This is a genomic window from Pantoea sp. CCBC3-3-1, from assembly GCF_007981265.1.
Lineage (GTDB): Bacteria > Pseudomonadota > Gammaproteobacteria > Enterobacterales > Enterobacteriaceae > Erwinia.
Map to the genome: position 1 here is coordinate 1,658,772 of NZ_CP034363.1, position 17,845 is coordinate 1,676,616.

18 protein-coding genes and 2 tRNA genes are annotated in these 17,845 nt (G+C 51.2%); 8 read left to right on the forward strand and 12 right to left on the reverse strand.

Annotated features, from left to right (window positions below):
* Positions 1-54 precede the first annotated feature (54 nt).
* A complete protein-coding gene (gene fabA, locus EHV07_RS07860; protein ID WP_147196695.1) occupies positions 55-573 on the reverse strand; it encodes a bifunctional 3-hydroxydecanoyl-ACP dehydratase/trans-2-decenoyl-ACP isomerase in 519 nt (172 codons plus the stop codon).
* Between the two features lie 68 nt (positions 574-641).
* On the reverse strand, positions 642-2,393 hold the full coding sequence (locus tag EHV07_RS07865; protein ID WP_147196697.1) for a Lon protease family protein: 1,752 nt from the start codon (positions 2,391-2,393) through the stop codon (positions 642-644).
* 185 nt (positions 2,394-2,578) lie between these two features.
* Between EHV07_RS07865 and matP the strand changes: the two genes are divergently transcribed.
* Entirely contained in the window at positions 2,579-3,034 is a 456-nt protein-coding gene (matP, locus tag EHV07_RS07870) for a macrodomain Ter protein MatP (RefSeq protein ID WP_147196700.1), read from the forward strand.
* Positions 3,035-3,112: 78 nt separating this feature from the next.
* On the opposite strand, the gene ompA is transcribed toward matP, so the two are convergent.
* Positions 3,113-4,177, reverse strand: coding sequence for a porin OmpA (ompA, locus tag EHV07_RS07875; protein WP_147196702.1), 1,065 nt, complete (start codon positions 4,175-4,177; stop codon positions 3,113-3,115).
* A gap of 347 nt (positions 4,178-4,524) precedes the next feature.
* The gene (sulA, locus tag EHV07_RS07880) at positions 4,525-5,028 is read right to left on the reverse strand and encodes an SOS-induced cell division inhibitor SulA (RefSeq protein WP_147196705.1); all 504 of its coding nucleotides are present in this window, start codon (positions 5,026-5,028) and stop codon (positions 4,525-4,527) included.
* Between the two features lie 209 nt (positions 5,029-5,237).
* Between sulA and EHV07_RS07885 the strand changes: the two genes are divergently transcribed.
* A complete protein-coding gene (locus EHV07_RS07885; protein WP_147196707.1) occupies positions 5,238-5,861 on the forward strand; it encodes a TfoX/Sxy family DNA transformation protein in 624 nt (207 codons plus the stop codon).
* Here EHV07_RS07885 and yccS read toward each other — a convergent pair.
* Both yccS and EHV07_RS07895 read right to left on the reverse strand, forming a co-directional pair.
* The gene (gene yccS / locus EHV07_RS07890; protein WP_147196709.1) at positions 5,858-7,999 is read right to left on the reverse strand and encodes a YccS family putative transporter; all 2,142 of its coding nucleotides are present in this window, start codon (positions 7,997-7,999) and stop codon (positions 5,858-5,860) included. The genes EHV07_RS07885 and yccS overlap by 4 nt on opposite strands.
* Before the next feature lie 8 nt (positions 8,000-8,007).
* Complete coding sequence (locus EHV07_RS07895; RefSeq protein WP_147196711.1) at positions 8,008-8,454, reverse strand: YccF domain-containing protein; 447 nt, start codon at positions 8,452-8,454, stop codon at positions 8,008-8,010.
* A 131-nt stretch (positions 8,455-8,585) separates the two neighbouring features.
* On the opposite strand from EHV07_RS07895, the gene helD reads away from it, so the two are divergent.
* On the forward strand, positions 8,586-10,640 hold the full coding sequence (gene helD / locus EHV07_RS07900) for a DNA helicase IV (RefSeq protein WP_147196712.1): 2,055 nt from the start codon (positions 8,586-8,588) through the stop codon (positions 10,638-10,640).
* Positions 10,641-10,749: 109 nt separating this feature from the next.
* Here helD and EHV07_RS07905 read toward each other — a convergent pair whose 3' ends face one another.
* The gene (locus EHV07_RS07905) at positions 10,750-11,388 is read right to left on the reverse strand and encodes a DUF2057 family protein (protein ID WP_147196714.1); all 639 of its coding nucleotides are present in this window, start codon (positions 11,386-11,388) and stop codon (positions 10,750-10,752) included.
* Between the two features lie 183 nt (positions 11,389-11,571).
* On the opposite strand from EHV07_RS07905, the gene EHV07_RS07910 reads away from it, so the two are divergent.
* On the forward strand, positions 11,572-11,988 hold the full coding sequence (locus tag EHV07_RS07910) for a CoA-binding protein (protein WP_147196716.1): 417 nt from the start codon (positions 11,572-11,574) through the stop codon (positions 11,986-11,988).
* 24 nt (positions 11,989-12,012) lie between these two features.
* Here the strand turns inward: EHV07_RS07910 and hspQ are convergent, their stop codons facing one another.
* Complete coding sequence (gene hspQ / locus EHV07_RS07915; protein WP_147196718.1) at positions 12,013-12,330, reverse strand: heat shock protein HspQ; 318 nt, start codon at positions 12,328-12,330, stop codon at positions 12,013-12,015.
* Between the two features lie 61 nt (positions 12,331-12,391).
* A complete protein-coding gene (gene rlmI / locus EHV07_RS07920) occupies positions 12,392-13,582 on the reverse strand; it encodes a 23S rRNA (cytosine(1962)-C(5))-methyltransferase RlmI (RefSeq protein WP_147196720.1) in 1,191 nt (396 codons plus the stop codon).
* A gap of 85 nt (positions 13,583-13,667) precedes the next feature.
* Between rlmI and yccX the strand changes: the two genes are divergently transcribed.
* Positions 13,668-13,946 (forward strand): acylphosphatase, encoded by a 279-nt coding sequence (yccX, locus tag EHV07_RS07925; protein WP_147196722.1) that lies wholly within the window; start codon positions 13,668-13,670, stop codon positions 13,944-13,946.
* 16 nt (positions 13,947-13,962) lie between these two features.
* Here the strand turns inward: yccX and EHV07_RS07930 are convergent, their stop codons facing one another.
* Both EHV07_RS07930 and yccA read right to left on the reverse strand, forming a co-directional pair.
* Positions 13,963-14,241 carry a TusE/DsrC/DsvC family sulfur relay protein gene (locus EHV07_RS07930; RefSeq protein ID WP_254446347.1) on the reverse strand — a complete coding sequence of 93 codons (279 nt, stop codon included), beginning with the start codon at positions 14,239-14,241 and terminating at the stop codon, positions 13,963-13,965.
* A 149-nt stretch (positions 14,242-14,390) separates the two neighbouring features.
* Entirely contained in the window at positions 14,391-15,047 is a 657-nt protein-coding gene (gene yccA / locus EHV07_RS07935) for an FtsH protease modulator YccA (protein WP_147196726.1), read from the reverse strand.
* Between the two features lie 216 nt (positions 15,048-15,263).
* Between yccA and EHV07_RS07940 the strand changes: the two genes are divergently transcribed.
* Positions 15,264-15,351: transfer RNA gene (locus EHV07_RS07940), tRNA-Ser, on the forward strand.
* Positions 15,352-15,397: 46 nt separating this feature from the next.
* Here the strand turns inward: EHV07_RS07940 and EHV07_RS24680 are convergent.
* Positions 15,398-15,673 carry a hypothetical protein gene (locus tag EHV07_RS24680; RefSeq protein WP_174822343.1) on the reverse strand — a complete coding sequence of 92 codons (276 nt, stop codon included), beginning with the start codon at positions 15,671-15,673 and terminating at the stop codon, positions 15,398-15,400.
* A gap of 46 nt (positions 15,674-15,719) precedes the next feature.
* On the opposite strand from EHV07_RS24680, the gene EHV07_RS07950 reads away from it, so the two are divergent.
* Both EHV07_RS07950 and agp read left to right on the forward strand, forming a co-directional pair.
* Positions 15,720-15,807 (forward strand) — tRNA-Ser (locus EHV07_RS07950).
* Between the two features lie 300 nt (positions 15,808-16,107).
* On the forward strand, positions 16,108-17,745 hold the full coding sequence (gene agp / locus EHV07_RS07955; RefSeq protein ID WP_147196728.1) for a bifunctional glucose-1-phosphatase/inositol phosphatase: 1,638 nt from the start codon (positions 16,108-16,110) through the stop codon (positions 17,743-17,745).
* Positions 17,746-17,845: the final 100 nt, after the last annotated feature.

Sequence of the window (17,845 nt, forward strand, 5' to 3'; positions counted from 1 at the left end):
AGTGTAAAAAAGGACGAGGACCTCCGCCGCAGCGGAGGTTTCTGTTTTAGCGACTTAGAAAGCGGTCGTATCTTTAAACAGACCGACTTTCAGATCGGTAGCGTTATAAATAACATGGCCGTCTACCAGCACTTCACCATCTGCCACACCCATCACCAGCTTACGGTTAATTACGCGCTTAAAATGAATGCGGTAGGAAACTTTTTTCGCGTCAGGCAAAACCTGACCGGTAAATTTCACTTCGCCCACGCCCAGCGCACGGCCTTTACCTTCAGCGCCTAACCAGCCGAGGTAGAATCCAACCAGCTGCCACATCGCATCCAGACCCAGACAGCCCGGCATAACCGGATCGCCGATAAAATGACAGCCAAAGAACCACAGGTCTGGATTGATATCCAGTTCAGCTTCCACGAAGCCTTTACCATAGTTGCCGCCGTCTTCGGTCATTTTCACTACGCGGTCCATCATCAGCATATTACCAGATGGCAACGGTGGGCCTTCAGCGCCGAAAAGTTCACCACGACCGGAAGCAATCAGGTCTTCTTTTGTATAGGATTCGCGTTTATCTACCATGTTCTCAATAAGCCTTATTTTAATGAATCACGAAGGTTAGCTTACAGCTGTAAGCTGAACAAGTCCGATCAGCGCTGGTTGAACCAGTTTAACCAGCGCAGCGGCCAGGCACGCTGGCGCCCGTCCTGCTGAGTAATTTGCGTAATACGTTCCTGTATTGATCGTAGCAAACAGGAACCTTCTTCTTTATCCCACTCTGCGCCAGTCAGAAGCGGAAGGGCCTCTTCAACGCTTTCCACCGCCCAGATATGGAAGGTACCTTCTCGTACGGCATCCACCACTTCCTGCTGTAACGAAAGATGGCGAACGTTGGCTACAGGAATAATAACGCCCTGTTTACCGTTAAGCTCGCGCTGATGACAAATATGGAAGAAGCCTTCAATTTTTTCGTTAAGGCCGCCCACCGGTTGTACGCGACCAAACTGATCAACCGAGCCGGTGACAGCAATTTGTTGAGTAATTGGTTGACCTGACAGCGCGCTAATCAGTGCGCAAAGCTCCGCAAGAGAGGCGCTGTCACCGTCTACTTCAGAATAAGATTGCTCAAACACTAATGACGCCGAGAAGGGAAGCTGCTGCTCTAATTCAAGTTCTGCAATCAACCACGCCTGCATAATCATCATGCCTTTAGCATGGATGTTGCCGCCAAGTTCGGCCTTGCGCTCAACGTCATGAAACTCGCCGTCGCCGACGTGAACGACGCAGCTAATTCTTGAAGGTTCTCCAAAGGCGCGAGGATGACCCGGAAATTCAATTACCGACAGGGCATTAATTTGCCCAACCATCTCGCCTTCAGTCTCAATTAAGATCTGTTCAAGCAGGATTTCGTCCCGTACGCGCTCGGCAAGGAAACCTTCACGCCATTCGCGCGTTTCCAGTGCGGTTTGCAGATGTTCACCGCCGATCGCCTCATCAGGACTGTACATGGACGCCTCTTGCAACTGGCGGGCTATCCATGCAGGGCAGAGCGGCAGCGTATCCTGATCGCCGGTGTAACGCACCGCTTCACGGATCAGTACTGGCCAAAAGTCTTCGGCAATCTCGCCATGACCCTCCGCGGCTGCGATAGTGCGTATCCACTTAACCCACAGGCTGAAAGCGTCGCCATCAACAATCTGGATGTTATCTTCATACTCTGAATAGAGCACCAGCGAAGCGAGTTCCGGCTCCATTTCCTGAAAATCTGCCAGCGCATCGCGTTCACCCGTTAATATCAGGCGAAGTTGCAGCGGCATAGACGGAATAGCAACCGGCAGCGGTCGCGTATCATCCTGAGAGTGCCACTCGAAGCGTTGAGTCGTCAGGATTTTCTTTAAACGAAGCCACAGGAGTGGTTGGGCCAGCAAAGCTCGCAGCGAAAGGATCAGCGTCCCGCCGTTAGCTTTGTGAACCAGACCAGGCTCCAGCGTTATAACGTTATTAAACTGACGGAAACAACCAAAAAGCTGTTCAGTTTCAATCCAGTCAGCGCGATGGATACCGCCCTCGCTGGCAAAATTGTCCTGCAACGATGTGGCAGGTCGCCAGCTAATCGATGCGCCGTCAATCAGATAATGACCACCGTAGAGCGTGACGTCTTCACTGTCATCGATGCCGGACATCACTTCTTGCAGTAACGCCTGGTATTCCACGTTTTCTGGCATTTTTACCAGCATTAGCGGGGTTTTAGCTGGCGTATCCAGCAATAAACTCAGGCCGCTGTACAGCCTCGACTGTACTGCAGAAAAATTGAAATCGTCTTCAGGAACCTGTGAAAAAAAGGGCTGAATGCTGTCGGTATCGGGCTGCAGGGCGCGCCATTCAAGTCGGTTGTTGGTCAAAGTTATCGTATTATTCTTCAAAGGAGTAAATGCGGCATTATACAAGATTTCAGCCTGTTAAGCACCGCAGACATGCATTACCCTGCACTCTGTAACAGAGTTTATGAGATAAGCCCCGTTTTCTGTGCGGCACCGATAAAAAAGCTGTTATTCTAAATAAGTTATGTGAGCGGCATGAGATCCCGATGAAATATCAGCAACTGGAAAATCTGGAAAGCGGGTGGAAATGGAAATACCTCGTAAAAAAGCACCGGGAAGGTGAGGCGATTACGCGTTATCCCGAGCGCAGCGCTGCGGAGGTTGCTGTTGGGGAACTGCTGGCAATAGAGAATCGGCCGGTTGAGGTGGTGCAGTGGATTAGCCAGCACATGAATCCTGCTCTTGAAAACCGCATGAAGCAAACGATTCGTGCTCGACGTAAGCGCCATTTCAATGCGGAACATCAGCATACGCGAAAAAAATCGATCGATTTGGAATATCTGGTTTGGCAACGTCTGGCCGGTCTTGCGCAGCGCCGACACAGTACCTTATCGGAAACGATTGTTCAGCTCATTGAAGATGCCGAGCGTAAAGAGCAGTATGCCAGTCAGATGTCTTCCCTGAAACAGGATTTGCAGGCTATTTTAGGTAAGCCAGATTAGCTGGGCTACGGCAATATTTCCCCATGCCCTGACCAAAAAAAACCTCGCCGAAGCGAGGTTTTTTTATCAAAGCGAAACTTAGCCCTGTGGCTGAGTTACAACGTCTTTGATGCCTTTAACCTGAATTTCTACACGACGGTCTGGACCCAGACATTCGATCAGGGCATTACGGCCTTTCACGCTGTCACAGGTGTTGCCGGTAACTGGGTTAGATTCACCCATGCCACGTGCAGAGATCTTGTTAGAAGGGATGCCTTTAGAAACGAGGTAGTCAACAACAGACTGTGCACGTTTCTCAGACAGTTTCTGGTTGTACTGCTCTGAACCGATACGGTCAGTGAAGCCCAGAACGACAACGTTGCCGTCTTTAGGATCCAGGGAGCTCAGCTGGGTGTACAGCTGATCCAGAGCCTGCTGACCTTCTGGCTTCAGAGTTGCCTTGTTGAAGGTGAACAGAACGTCTGATTTCAGAGTGAAACGCTTGGTTTCAACAACTGGAGCTGGAGCCGGAGCCGGCGCTACTACTGGAGCAGCTTCGTCCTGGCCAAAGCGGTAGGAAACACCTACGCTCAGCATGGCGTTGTCTGGACGCGCACCAACGGTGTTCGCATCACCAATGTTGTTAACCCACTGGTAATCCAGACGGGTAGCCCAGTTTTTGGTTACTGCGTATTCAACACCAACGGCTGCCAGCGGAGAAACACCGGTGTCGTGATCGCTGATGCGAACACCGTTGTTGTTTTGCGTGGAGTCAGCGCGCCATACCATGCCGCCCAGACGAGTGTACACGTCCAGATCGTCATAGATTGGGTAGCTCAGTTTAGCAGCCAGCTGAACGCCCTGTGCTTTGAATGCGCCGTTTACGTTGTTGCCTTTGTTAGGCATACGACCTAACCAGTCATAACCCAGTTCGAAGCCCAGGTACTGGTTAGCCTGATAGCCACCGAATGCACCAGCGCCCAGCTGGCTTTCGTGAGTTGGGCCGTCGTTGTTTGCATAACCGTTACCGTAGTAACCAGTGTCGTGATACTGAGACCAGCCCAGTTTTGCACCGGTGTACCAGGTGTCATCTTTAGGGGCGGCCTGCGCTACGGTAGCGAAGCCAGCCAGTGCCACTGCAATTGCGATAGCTGTCTTTTTCATTTTTGCGCCTCGTTATCATCCAAATAGGCAATGAGCTTTCATTAGCTCTTTGATTAATCCTTCGCCGGGTTATGACGCTCGATTATGACTCATCCAAAAAAGGGAGATTATTGAGCACCCTGGCGACGTAAAGTCTACAACGTACCAGCAAACTTACAAGTAAGATGTGAGGGGCGCCAGCAAAAAAACAGGGATTTATACACAATTTTACACATTCACAACGAACTAAATGGCAAAAAAGGTGACTGCGGAAGTGAGCTAACCCGTTGTCCCGCCGCGTCATAGCATAATCAGACGGTTATCACGTGCTCAGGAGACCTTTCTCATGAGAAAGGTCCTATTTTTACTTAATGATACAAACTTGAGTGAATTTTTAGTCCGTTAAAGGGTCTCTGCCCGGCAATATTGTTCGAATTCGGGCGCATGATCAGTCCTAAAGCCTGGCCACAAGATGCCGCTTCCTGAAGTCTGCGACGCTCGTCCGGCGTCATTTCGCCAGGCAACCAACCTAACACCACGCTGTAATTTCCTGTCTGTAAAGCTTTAATCATTGCTTCGACAGTCGTAATGGCTTCAGTCGATTGTACCTGCATCACTTTATCGAGCGGTAAACCCGACTGACGTAGCCAGCTACGGCTTAATTTTTGTGGCGGGGTCAGCCATAGCTGCCAGCGGGACTGGGTACCCAGCTGCTGCAGAAGGGGTAATAACAGCATTTGCGTGAGGGCAGGCTGATCATCGCAGTAAATCAGTTCGCTGATTAAGCCTGTGGCCTGTGCCGATGCGGTACAGGCAGAAGCCTGGCGGAAACTGGCGTTAGCAGAAGGAGATTTCAGGAAATGAGTATGCATAATTGGCGTCGCTCGCAGGTCACTGTATGGATATACAGTATAAGGGCGGTGCATAAAGATCAACCTTATTTTTCTGATAACGCCTCGCAAAATCTGAATGCAACTGACCGTAACGGCAATTATTAATTGAACCTGTTACCGCAATTGCATAGCTTTCCTTCTGGCAAAAAAAGTATCCGACCTATTGTTTTTCTTAAAGGAATAGCATCATGTACGATTCGAAAAAAAGGATTGAAACTGCGAAGCATCATCTTGCGGAACTGGGGAAAATTGGCAGCAGAAGTCAGTTTGGCGGTTACAGCCTTTCGGTTGAAGAGGTGGTTTTTGCTTTGGTCTCTGAGGGTGAACTTTATCTGCGCGCCTGCGAGCAAGTCAGACCTTACCTGGCGGAGCGGAAAATGGAGCCGCTGTGCTATTACAAACGCGGACTGCCGGTTGAACTTGAGTATTATCGGGTTGACGAGCCGTTATGGAATGAACATGAGCAACTGGTGGCGCTGTCGAAGCTTTGTCTTAATGGTGCTCGCCAGAATCGACTGCTGCAAAAGCAAAACCGCCGTTTAAAAGATCTGCCGAATCTCACTGTCCGTATGGAAACGTTGCTGAGACAGGTCGGGGTTTGCACCATTGCTATGTTAAAAGAACAGGGCGCCAGACGAACCTGGCTTAAACTACGAGAATTCAATAAAAATTTGAGTATTAACGTGCTCTTCGCACTGGAGGGAGCAATCCTTGAACGACATCATGAGGCATTGCCCGAAGCGGTTAAAGCAGAGTTGCGCCATTGGTACAGCGAAACTCTGCGCGCTCAGGCGAAACAACAGAAGCCTTAACCGGCATCCATGACCTTTTTTTTCAACAGGGCAATTTCTGGCAATAACGCAACAAGCAGTCCGATCTGTTGCAGAACCAGAGGCTCTTTCGTTGCCGGGTCAGCTTCGATAGCGGCGATTCGAACTGAAAGCTGGCTCAGCAGCCTCACGGCCTTCTCGTCATTAGCGGTATCTGTATGCAACAGGTCATCAACATAGCAAACGGCATCGTCTAAAAGTAACAGAACCGTCTGGTTAGCGATTTTTTCACGATGTGCGCCCAGTGCAGAGATATAGCTGAGAAAAGAATGGTTTAAGCACAGCAAACGAAAGGCATCTTCCCGCAGACCCGGGGTGGCATTCTTTTCGGCGGAAATGTTGGAGACGACCGAAGCCAGTTCTGCATCACTGTTATGGGCATCCCGACGGGCGATTCGATATTCAAGACGGTTATCTTTACCCTGATGATACTGCACCAGAATTGCATCCAGATAACGGCAGTTAGCATCAAGCGAACGTTCCGCAACGGCTGATAAGCGACGAAAACGCCAGTCCGGCCAGATAAAGGCTACGGCCAGCCAGGCGATACCACAGCCAATTAATGTGTCGACAATACGCGGAAGGGCAATTTCGAATCCCTCTCCTAACAGGTTGAAACAGAACAGAACCAGTAAGGTGATAAACAGCGTGGCGTTGGCGTATTGAGATTGCCGGAAAGCAAAAAATAGCACGCCACTGACAACCATCAGGATCAGCTGGCCTTCCACCGAAGGAATCAACCACAAAAGCGGCAGACCAATAATAATGCCGGCGACCGTGCCTACAATACGCAGCGCTAAGCGTCGTTTGGTCGCGTTATAGTTTGGCTGACAGACAAACAGGCTGGTAAGCAGGATCCAGTAGCCATGTTCGAGACCGGTCAGCTGAATAAAACCATAACCTGTGCAGAGCAGCAGTGACATACGTACTGCATGACGGAAAAGCGGCGATTGCGGTGATAAATGACGACTCAGACGCAGACGAATATCCGCCCAGCCAGTCAGCCCTTCGCTGGATAACGTCTGGTTATTACCCGCGCTGTTTTCTTCTAAAACCTGCTCAGATTCAATCGTCGCCAGCTGCGCGTCAATTGCTTTAAGATTATGCAGAAGATATTTCATAGCCTTTACCTCGCTACTTTGAGGTTGAGCGGCCGTCAGGCGATCCAGCGCGTCCTGTAAGTGCAAAAACGCCCGTTCGAAACGCGCATCATGTTGCCAGGGTTCCCGCATCAGTATGCAGTTTGCTAACTGCTGACAGGCTTTTGCCTGCATTGTCAGAAGGCGCTGAAAGCGGAACAGAATATCGCTGTAACGATATTCTTTGCGCAAGGCATGGTACTGCGCATGGGACGAACTGGCGCGCTCATGAATATCCTGAGCAACGAAGTAATAGTGCAGCGTGCGTCGCGTTCCTCGTTGCCCCCGGTCGCCCCGTAAACGAGACTGAATAGAAATTTTTGTCTGATTCAGCGTAGCGACTAAGTTGCTGTTAGCCATGGCTGTTTCAATCAATGACGTATCGTCGTTTTCTTCTATATCGGGATCGAACAGGTTTGCCTTGGCTTCCAGATAGGTCGCCAGTCCTTCAAAACAGCGAGCAATATTTTCCTGTAAAGGACGAATAGGAAAAATAACGTGGCCGGTCAGCGTCAGCAGGTTGTACCAGACCGCGCCGAGCAGCAGAAGCACCGGCTGCAAATACCATTGGGGGAAAAGCTGCACGCCTAAAAGGGTATAGATGGCAATCAGCAGAGCACCAAAAGCGATAGTGGCATAACGCTGGCCCAGCGCGCCAAGCAGGATAAATCCCCAAGTGGAAAGCGCCAGCCCGAAAATAAACAGCCAGGGGAACGGCACAAGCAACTCTACGGAAACCGAGGCTACGCAAAAGCAAACCAGCGTAATCAGCAAATTACGAAGGCGGCCGCTAAGGCGATCGTCAAGATCGGCCAACGCGGCCGCAACGACACCCAGCGTAAGCGGGATAGTCCAGGTTATCTGACCAAGCAGCCAGGGCACACTGGTGGTGCCTGCCAGAGCAAAGAAAATGCGCAGGTTGTATAACACCGCGCTGTTATAGGCATAGCGGCGTAATCCAGGCGTTAACGTTAATCGCATGATTTTACTCAGTTGAAACGACTACGGGCATTGGCTTCGCGTGCGGCTTTAGCCACTTCAACGCTGACAACCCGCCGTCCCACCGGCCAAAGCGCAATGGCGGCAATTTTAAGATTGGCGATGCCGGTGGGAATACCGATGATCGTCAGACATTGTCCAATGCCTGCAATAATATGCATAACGCACAGCCACCAGCCGCAAAAAATCAGCCAGATAATATTTAGCAGCGTGCCGCCTGAGTTCATCAGGGCATTCTTTTTACCCGGATATAACTCATCAACGTGCATCGCTTCATTACCATAAGGCAGCAGAGAGAGCTTCGTGATCTCCCAGCAGGAACGGGTTAGCGGGAGAGTGAAAATAAACACAATGCTGAGCAAAGTGACGATAAGCCAGGAAAGCGTGGTAAGAAAGCCACCCATAATAAAGTTCAGAATGTTTAAAACGGTACGCATCAGTTATTCCTCTCGGTGCGAAGGATCAGAGACAGGTCAATGTGTTGATTGTACCGTGTTTTAAGGCTGGAGCGGTACATCGCTCGCAGTTAAACTGACAGCACTAAAATAACCAGAGCCAGGGGCCGGTCATGGAACTGAAAGCAACATCGCTGGGGAGGCATCTGGCGCAGCATCCCTACAACCGGGTACGGTTGCTGAACGCAGGTGTGGAAGTCAGCGGTGAAAAGCATGAATACCTTATCCCGTTTAATCAGCTCTTAGCGATTCGCTGTAAGCGAGGTTTAGTTTGGGGAGAGCTGGAGTTTTCTCTGCCAGACGATAAAGTTGTGCGGCTACACGGCACGGAGTGGCAGGAGACCCAGCGATTCTTTCATTATCTCAATCAGGCATGGCAGGCCTGGAGTGAGGAGATGAGCGTTATCTCAGCGCAGGTTCTTCAGCAACAGGTTGCGGGGCTTGAAGCCTTATCGCAACAAGATCGCTGGCTAAAAAAGAACGACACCGCAGGTTGGCGGACGGCCATTCTGGATGCGTTTTCCGCACTTCCTTTGCCCGTGGCGAGGCTTCAGGCGTTTGATAACTGCTGTGAAGCGTGGCTGTTCTGTCAGTCATGGCTGGAAAACAGCGAAAGCCTGCGGGAAAAACGCAATGCACAGTGGTCAGAAAAAATGCTGGTGGCGTATGCGGATTTTTTCACTAAGGTTGAAAGCTCGCCGCTGAATACTTCTCAGGCTAAAGCTATCGTCAATGGGGAAGATGTTGTATTGGTCCTTGCGGGGGCAGGGAGCGGTAAAACCTCGGTGCTGATTGCTCGGGCGGGCTGGCTGATGATGCGTAAGCAGGCCTCGGCAGAACAGATCCTGTTGTTAGCTTTTAGTCGTCAGGCCGCAGAGGAAATGAACGGGCGTATCAAAGCCCGACTGGATACCGGCGGTATTGAGGCGCGTACCTTCCACTCGCTGGCCCTGAGTATTATCCAGCAGGCGAGTAACAAATCACCTGTCATCAGCAAGCTGGAAACGGACACTTCGCTACGTCATAAGCTATTAATTGACGTCTGGCGGCAGCAGTGCAGTGAGAAAAAAGCGCACGCAAATGGCTGGAAGCAGTGGTTGCAGGACGAACTGGGCTGGGAACTGAGCGAAGGCGATTACTGGAAAGACGAGCACCTGGCGAAACGTCTTGCCAGTCGTCTTGAACGCTGGCTGGAGTTAATGCGTATGCATGGTGGTGCGCAGGCCGCGATGATTGAGTCGGCCCCGGAAGAAATCCGCGATCTTTTTTCCAAACGAGTAAAGCTAATGGCGCCTCTGCTTAAAGCCTGGAAAAGTGCATTGAAGGAAGAAGGGGCAACTGATTTTTCAGGGCTGATTCATCAGGCGGTGAATCTTGTTGAGAAAGGGCGCTTTATCAGCCCGTGGAAGCATATCCTGGTCGATGAGTTTCAGGATATTTCGCCTCAGCGAGCTGCGCTACTTGCAGCATTAAGACGGCAGAACAGTCAGACATCGCTGTTTGCCGTAGGGGATGACTGGCAGGCAATTTACCGTTTTAACGGCGCTGAAATGAGCCTGACTACCGCTTTCCATCCTTATTTCGGGGAAGGGGATCGTTGTGTACTGGACACAACCTATCGTTTCAACGATCGCATCGGCGAGATAGCGAGCAACTTCGTTCAGAGCAATCCTCACCAGTTAAAGAAATCGTTGAACAGCCTGCGTAAAGGCAACAAAAAAGCGATATCGCTGTTACCTCAGTCGCAGTTAGAAGCACTACTGGATAAACTTAGCGGTTATGCAGCTGCCGATGAGCGGATATTAATTCTCGCGCGCTACCATCATCTGCGGCCGGTTCTGTTGGATAAAGCGGCAACGCGCTGGCCCAGGCTACACCTCGATTTCGCGACCGTGCATGCCAGCAAAGGTCAGCAGGCAGACTATGTTCTGCTGACAGGCTTGCAGTGCGGGGCAGAAGGTTTCCCTGCACCGGCGAGGGAGTCAGTAATGGAACAGGCGTTGCTGCCTGAACCTGAAGATTTTCCGGATGCGGAAGAGCGGCGACTGGCTTACGTAGCAATAACCCGAGCGAAGCAGCAGGCCTGGTTATTGTTCGATGCTGACAACCCGTCCGTTTTCGTTGATGAGTTCAAACGGCTCGGCGTGCCGGTGTTACGCAAGCCCTGAAACCGGCGCATCCCTTACTTCAGGTATTGCGGTAAATAACGTTGAGAATGGGAGAGCCCGCTTGAAGCTGCATGACCGCTATTTACAGACCGGTGGACGCGGCCAGGGATCAGCTGGTATGCAACGCTCTCATTAACAGAACAAAACGCTGGCGCGTGGCAGAATCAACCTGTTGATACCATAATTGTAAAACGCGCGTGCCTGGCGAATTTCTCTGGGCAACAGCAGAATCAGAAATGCTGGTCGGATTGGCCGACGTATGAGGCTGTGCAAAACGGGGAACCGATGCGGCTTTACCCTGCAAATTGAAGGCGATCATCGCCTGTTCGTAGTTTTCGCTGGTGGTCGTTAATCGGTCCTGCAAGCTTTCAATTTTATTACCCTGTTCGTCGTAAAGCTGAAATTCAGGATGTTTATTAAAAGCGTGCCCTTGTTGCATCGTATTTAATGCCGGCAAGGTTATGGTAATAGCCTGTACTCGCGCAGTGAAAGTGGCGACCAGCGGCGTAGAAAGCCACGGAGAGGCTAGTTGATGTTTATTTAGAAGGTTTTTTTCTACGCGAAACAACACCTGATGCTGTCCACGTTCGAGCTCCAAACCTTCTGCACCTTTAAGAAGCGAACCTGAAATTTTGCGTCCATCAAGCACCAACAGCTCGATATCAGACGATAGCTTTAAGGTGGTCGCCGTGACTGGGGCCGCCATCAACATTGTCAGCAAACCTGTTATGACCAAACCCAGCTTCATTCATTCTCCAGAGACGCAGGACGCGAAAACAACTAATGTATCAAAGTCTTTCAGTATGGCAGCATAGTAACATTTTAACATATTTTTCGTGCTAAATATTTTGCTTCGGACATTATTAGCATCAGCCGTCTCTATCCTGACCTGGATCCTGTCAGTAAATTATCGTCGTAAGGAGCAAAAGGTATGTCTGATCAAACAATTGCAGAGGTTTTAAGCACTACGCAACATATCGCGCTGGTCGGAGCCAGTGATAAACCGACCAGAGCCAGCTACGGCGTAATGGCCTATTTGCTGGGGCAGGGTTACAAAGTCACGCCTGTTAGCCCAAAACTGGCCGGACAAACTCTGCTTGGCCAGCCAGTATATGCCAGCCTGGACCAGATTCCAGAGCCGGTAGATATGGTAGACGTATTTCGTAATGCAGAAGCTGCTTATGGCGTAGCGCAGGAAGCTATTGCCATCGGCGCAAAATCGTTATGGCTACAGCTGGGGGTAATCAATGAACAAGCGGCAGTGCTGGCGGCAGAAGCGGGGCTGAAGGTGGTAATGGATCGCTGTCCTAAAATTGAAATCCCACGACTGGGGCTGGAGAAGAAATAAAAAACCCCGCTCTGCGGGGTTTTATCAATTTCTGAGGCGCGGGGCCTGCAACTGTTCACGAATAGAAGCCGCAAGCTCATCCATTGAGGGATGTTCCGGGTGCTCGCCCGGCAGTTCCCAACTCAGTTGAGCTTCTGCGAGATAAGTATGCACCGTTTCGCCCTCTTCGTTTTCCATAACGACGTGGTACCAGGGCGCATTGCGTAACGAGCCGCCGTCAGCAACGTCATCAATTTGTGGATCCTCAAGTGAATACTCAGGATCGACATCCACCACTACGCCTAAAAAACCAAGCAGCTGGTGGCGTACCTGTTGGCCCAATCCAAATTTGCTGGCAATCATTGTGACCTCCTCAGAAACCTTGCCCTGCTACCAAGATGGGGGCAGGGACAGCGTTTTCAAGTCACAGTACGCGACAGGCAAATCCTTTCAGGTATAACCCTTCCGGATAGCTGGCGATCACCGGGTGATCGGCGGCCTGCCGGAACTGCTCTATAAATTGTACTTCACGCTGGGCATCCAGTGCGGCATCGGCGATGATTTTCTGGAACAGTTCAGTCGGCATCAGGCCGGAACAGGAAAACGTCAGCAAGGTTCCACCCGGATTCAACAGCTGCATCGCGAGCATATTGATATCTTTATAACCGCGGCAGGCGCCCATCAGCTGATTTTTGTTTTCAACAAACTTTGGCGGATCCATAACGATGAGATCGAATTTCTCTCCGCTATCGCGATAACGACGCAGCAGTTTGAAAACGTCATCACGCAGGAACTCAGCCTTAGACAGATCCAGCCCGTTTAACTCGACGTTCTGTTTTGCTACGTCCAGCGCGGCCTGAGAGGTATCAACGCTGATAACCTGTTCGCAGCCACCCATCAGAGCCGAGACGGCGAAACCGCCAGTATAGGAGAAGCAGTTCAGTACGCGCTTACCTTTTGCATAGCGGCGAGTTGCCAGACGGCTGTCGCGCTGATCCAGATAATAACCGGTTTTGTGGCCGGTCTGGATATCGACCAGCAGCTTCATACCGTGCTCGGTAATCGGCAGCAGTTCCGGAGGCGTATCACCCAATACCACGCCCTGGGCAAGTTCCAGGCCTTCTTTTTTACGCACCGCCACGTCAGAGCGATCGTAAATAGCACAGTCTGGGTAGCAGCTCTGAAGCGCGGAGATCAGCGGCGCGCGCTGATATTCGGCACCGGCCGACAGCAGCTGCAAGACTAAAAAGTTACCGAAGCGGTCGATGGTTATGCCCGGCAGGCCATCAGATTCACCGGCGATCAGGCGGTAGCTGTCCAGATCGTCACGCACGGCCAGCCAGTCGCGCAGTTGCTGCGCCGCCTTCAGGCGTTTAATAAAGAATTCAATGTCGATTGACTCATCCTGCTCCCAGCTCCAGACGCGGGCACGGATCTGAGAAGCGGGAGACCAGGCTGCACGGGCCAGCCATTTACCCTGGCTGTCGCAAACGTCAATGGTTTCACCTGATTGGGCTTTGCCTTCCAGGCGGGCGACCGCACCGGAAAAGACCCATGGATGGCGACGAAGTAAGGACTTTTCACGTCCTTTGGCAAGAATTAAACGAACAGTCATATTTGCTATGCTTAAAGTCAGAAAATCAGGCGTTATTGTCCGGTGCCTACCGGCAAAATGCAATCTGTCTGTGCAGGAGGAAATCATGACGGCTATCGCAAAGCGAATCTGGGTACACGGGGTGGTGCAAGGGGTCGGTTTTCGCTACCACACTCAGCAGCAGGCAAAATCACAGGGGCTGAAGGGTTACGCCCGTAACCTTGATGACGGCAGTGTTGAAGTCCTGGCTTACGGGGAAGAAAAAGAGGTTGAGGCGTTGATTGCCTGGCTGAAAGCGGGCGGGCCACGATCGGCAAAAGTAGAAAAAGTGTTGGCTGAGCCTTTTCAGCCGCGTGAAGAACTTACAGGCTTCACGACGGGCTGAAAAGTGAAGGCGGCTGCTAAAGGCATTTTGCTGGCTTGGGCAGCCCGGCAATTTTAGTGGCTTGCTTCGCCGGACCTTTTGGGAAAAGACGAAACAGGTAGCGGCTGTTGCCTTTTTCTTCGCCATATTTTTTCGCCATTGCTTTCACCAGCATGCGCACGGCAGGCGAAGTATTGAATTCCAGATAGAATTCACGTACGAAGCGCACCACTTCCCAATGCGCCTCGCTCAGTGCGATATCTTCTTCTTCCGCCAGCAGCGGCGCCAACGCTTCATGCCAGTCGGCCGTGTTCATCAGATAGCCCTGAGCGTCGCGTTCAATTTCTTTACCGTCAAAAAACACCTTGTTGCCTCGTTTACCGCATTTGATTTCCAGTCTAGCAAATTTCCCCGCTACAAAAAAATAAGGCCCCGCTATACGGAGCCTTATTGTGAGGATTGATATTAATTACTGCGGGACATACCGAGAATGCTCAGCAGACTGACAAAGATGTTATAGAGAGAAACATAAAGGCTAACGGTAGCGCGAATATAGTTGGTTTCGCCGCCGTGAATGATGTTGCTGGTTTCCCACAGGATAGCGCCAGAGGAGAACAGAACAAACATTACGCTGATGGCCAGGTGCAGCGCCGGAATATGCAGGAACAGATTAGCGACGACGGCAACTAACAGCACAACGAAGCCCGCCATCATCATCCCGCCAAGGAAGGACATATCTTTGCGGGTCGTCAGTACATAGGCGGAGCAGCAGAAAAACACCAGCGCCGTGCCGCCGAGCGCCATACCAATTACATCGCCCATCCCGGCTGAAAGCAGCGTATTAAGGATGGGCCCCAGGCTGTAACCTAAAAAGCCGGTAAAGGCGAAGGCCGCTAAAATACCGGCCGGACTGTCAGCCAGACGATACGTTAAGAACATCAGGCCATAAAAGCCCGCCAGCATCAGAAGCAGGCCCGGCGCGGGGAGGGCGAATACGGTACTGAGCGTGGCGGTGACCGCAGAGAAAGCCAGCGTCAGGCCCAGCAAAAAATAGGTATTACGCAAAACTTTGTGGGTTGAAAGCAACGAACGTTCGCGTGTGCTTGATACAATGCGTTCCATAAAATGCCTCTCAGGGTCATCAGAATAGCAGTGAGAATAAGGAGCGAGGCGGAGCGGGGGAAGACGTTTTACCCTTCTTTACTCGTTATGCCGCTGCTTTTGTGAGTAAGTTGGCGTTAATAGCAGCAAAAGAATCTTAATTGGTTGTTTATTCAGCAGTCGAATCAAAACCCACTTTACATCGTGAAAGAGGATGTTTATAGTTCGCCTCATTGTGGAGGGGTGGCCGAGTGGCTGAAGGCACCGGTCTTGAAAACCGGCGACGGGAAACCGTTCGAGAGTTCGAATCTCTCCTCCTCCACCATCAAATTTAACGGGTCAGCGAAAGCTGGCCCGTTTTGCTTTGTGCTTCAGCAAACTCGCTGATAACATTTCTGCTTCTGCTTCTGCTTCTGCTTCTGCTTCTGCTTCTGCTTCTGCTTCTGCTTCTGCTTCTGCTTCTGCTTCTGCTTCTGCTTCTGCTTCTGAAACTTATCCGTTTTCCAGCCTGTTCCGGTCGTTTTTTCAGCGCAGGTGGCGTGTTTCCGAACAAATTGCTCAAATAATGAATAAAAGCACCTAAATTCAATAAAATAGGTAATATTTTGCTTGGCAAGCTTCACTCCATCCCCTATACTGCGCGCCATCAGTTACCCAAGACGTTTCAACAAGCGTTGTAGCTGATAAAAGTGTGGAGGGGTGGCCGAGTGGCTGAAGGCACCGGTCTTGAAAACCGGCGACGGGAAACCGTTCGAGAGTTCGAATCTCTCCTCCTCCACCATCAAATTTAACGGGTCAGCGAAAGCTGGCCCGTTTTGCTTTCTGCCCAGTCATTTTTATTCCGGCTTCGTTTGGAGAGATGATTAGAGCATTCCTAAACATCCTGTTTCTTTTCAAACTCCTGATGCGTCTCAACCGCAAAGGCGATAGTCTGCTATATTCTCAACACTAATGACTGACCCTATACCTGGCCTGTTTTCCAGACATGCCGTTGCCGTCTCAGTGTGGGTGTGGGCCTTGTTCCTGTCATATCACCATTTCGAGGCCGGGTGATTTACCCTTGAATCAATGGAAAAAACACATGATTAAAAAGTATAGTCTCTGCGCGTTAGCGGTTTGCTCGGCACTTTCCGGGATCACAGCCTATGCAGCCGACGACAATTATCAGCTTGAGCAAGTGTTAATGATGAGTCGCCATAATCTCCGCGCGCCCCTGGCTGATAACGGCAGCGTCCTTGCTCAGGCTACGAAAAAAAACTGGCCGCAGTGGGATGTCCCGGGTGGACAGCTCACAACGAAAGGCGGCGTGCTGGAAGTGTACATGGGGCGTTATACCCGTGAATGGCTGGCGCAGCAGGGATTGGTGAAAGAGGGTGAATGCCCAACCAGCGATGATATTTATGCCTATGCCAACAGCCTGCAACGCACCGTAGCGACCGCGCAGTTCTTTATCACCGGCGCTTTCCCTGGCTGTGATATCCCTGTTTCTCACCAGGATGAAATGGGAACCATGGATCCGGTCTTTAATCCCGTTATCACTGATGGCAGTGAAGCCTTTAATAAGCAGGCGCTGACGGCCATGAACAGCGCAGCTGAAAAACTGTCGTTGAAGCCAGCGTTTCAGCGTCTTGAAAAAATCATCGACTATAAAAATGCGCCAGCCTGTAATGGTAAAAAACAGTGCGATCTCTCCAGCGATAACCAGAACCAGTTTAGCGCCGAAAACGGCAAAGAGCCTGGCGTTACTGGCCCGCTAAAAATCGGTAACTCGCTGGTCGATGCCTTTACCCTGCAATATTATGAAGGCTTGCCAATGGAGCAGGTTGCCTGGGGGCAGATCAAGACGCCAGAGCAGTGGAAAGAGCTGTCGGCCATCAAAAATGGCTATCAGGATACGCTGTTTACCTCGCCTGACGTTGCCCGTGATGTCGCCGCACCGTTAGTCGACTACATCCGCAGCATGCTGGTGGATGAAGACAAGGCAACGGCACCCAAAGTCACGTTAATGGTTGGTCACGACTCCAATATTGCTTCCTTACTTACCGCGCTGGATTTCAAAGCGTACACGTTGCCCGATCAAAATGAGCGCACGCCAATTGGCGGCATGATTCAGTTCCAGCGCTGGCACGACAAGAAAAATAATCAGGAGCTGGTAAAAGTCGAGTACGTTTATCAAAGCAGCGAACAGCTTCGTGACGCCACGCCGCTGTCGCTGGATACGCCACCGAAACGCGTGACGCTACAGATGAACGGCTGTCAGACGGATGCCAATGGTTTCTGCCCATGGGATCAGTTCACTCAGGTACTGAATAAAGCGATTGCGGGAACGCCGATGGCCGCTGCTCAACCGCAGACGCCCCCAGCGCCAGTCGCCGCTCCGGCGGAAAACGACCGTGCTACAGCAAAAGCCTTAGCCGATAAGGCTGCTGCGGATAAGATTGCGGCAGAAAAGGCGGCTCAGGCAAAAGCATCAGCTGAAAAAGCCGCTGCGGATAAGGCGGCTGCGCAGAAAGCTGCGGAAGCTAAGGCCGCGGCAGACAAAGCTGCTGAGGAGCAGGCGGCAAAAGAGAAAGCCGCTACGGATAAAGCGACTAAAGAAAAAGCCGGCAAAGAAAAAGCTGCTCCAGCGGCAAAAGCCGCAGCGGACAAAAATGCTGCAAACGTCGAGTCCGAAAAAGCGAAGGCCAATGCTGCTCAGCCTCAGCCTGCTGCGGGTTAACGTTTAACAGCGTAGTAAAAAGCCAATATTATTTTGGCTCCTGGCTGTTAACGCACTCATCACGCCAGCACCGTGTTAAAACTTCAAGCCAACATTGTGT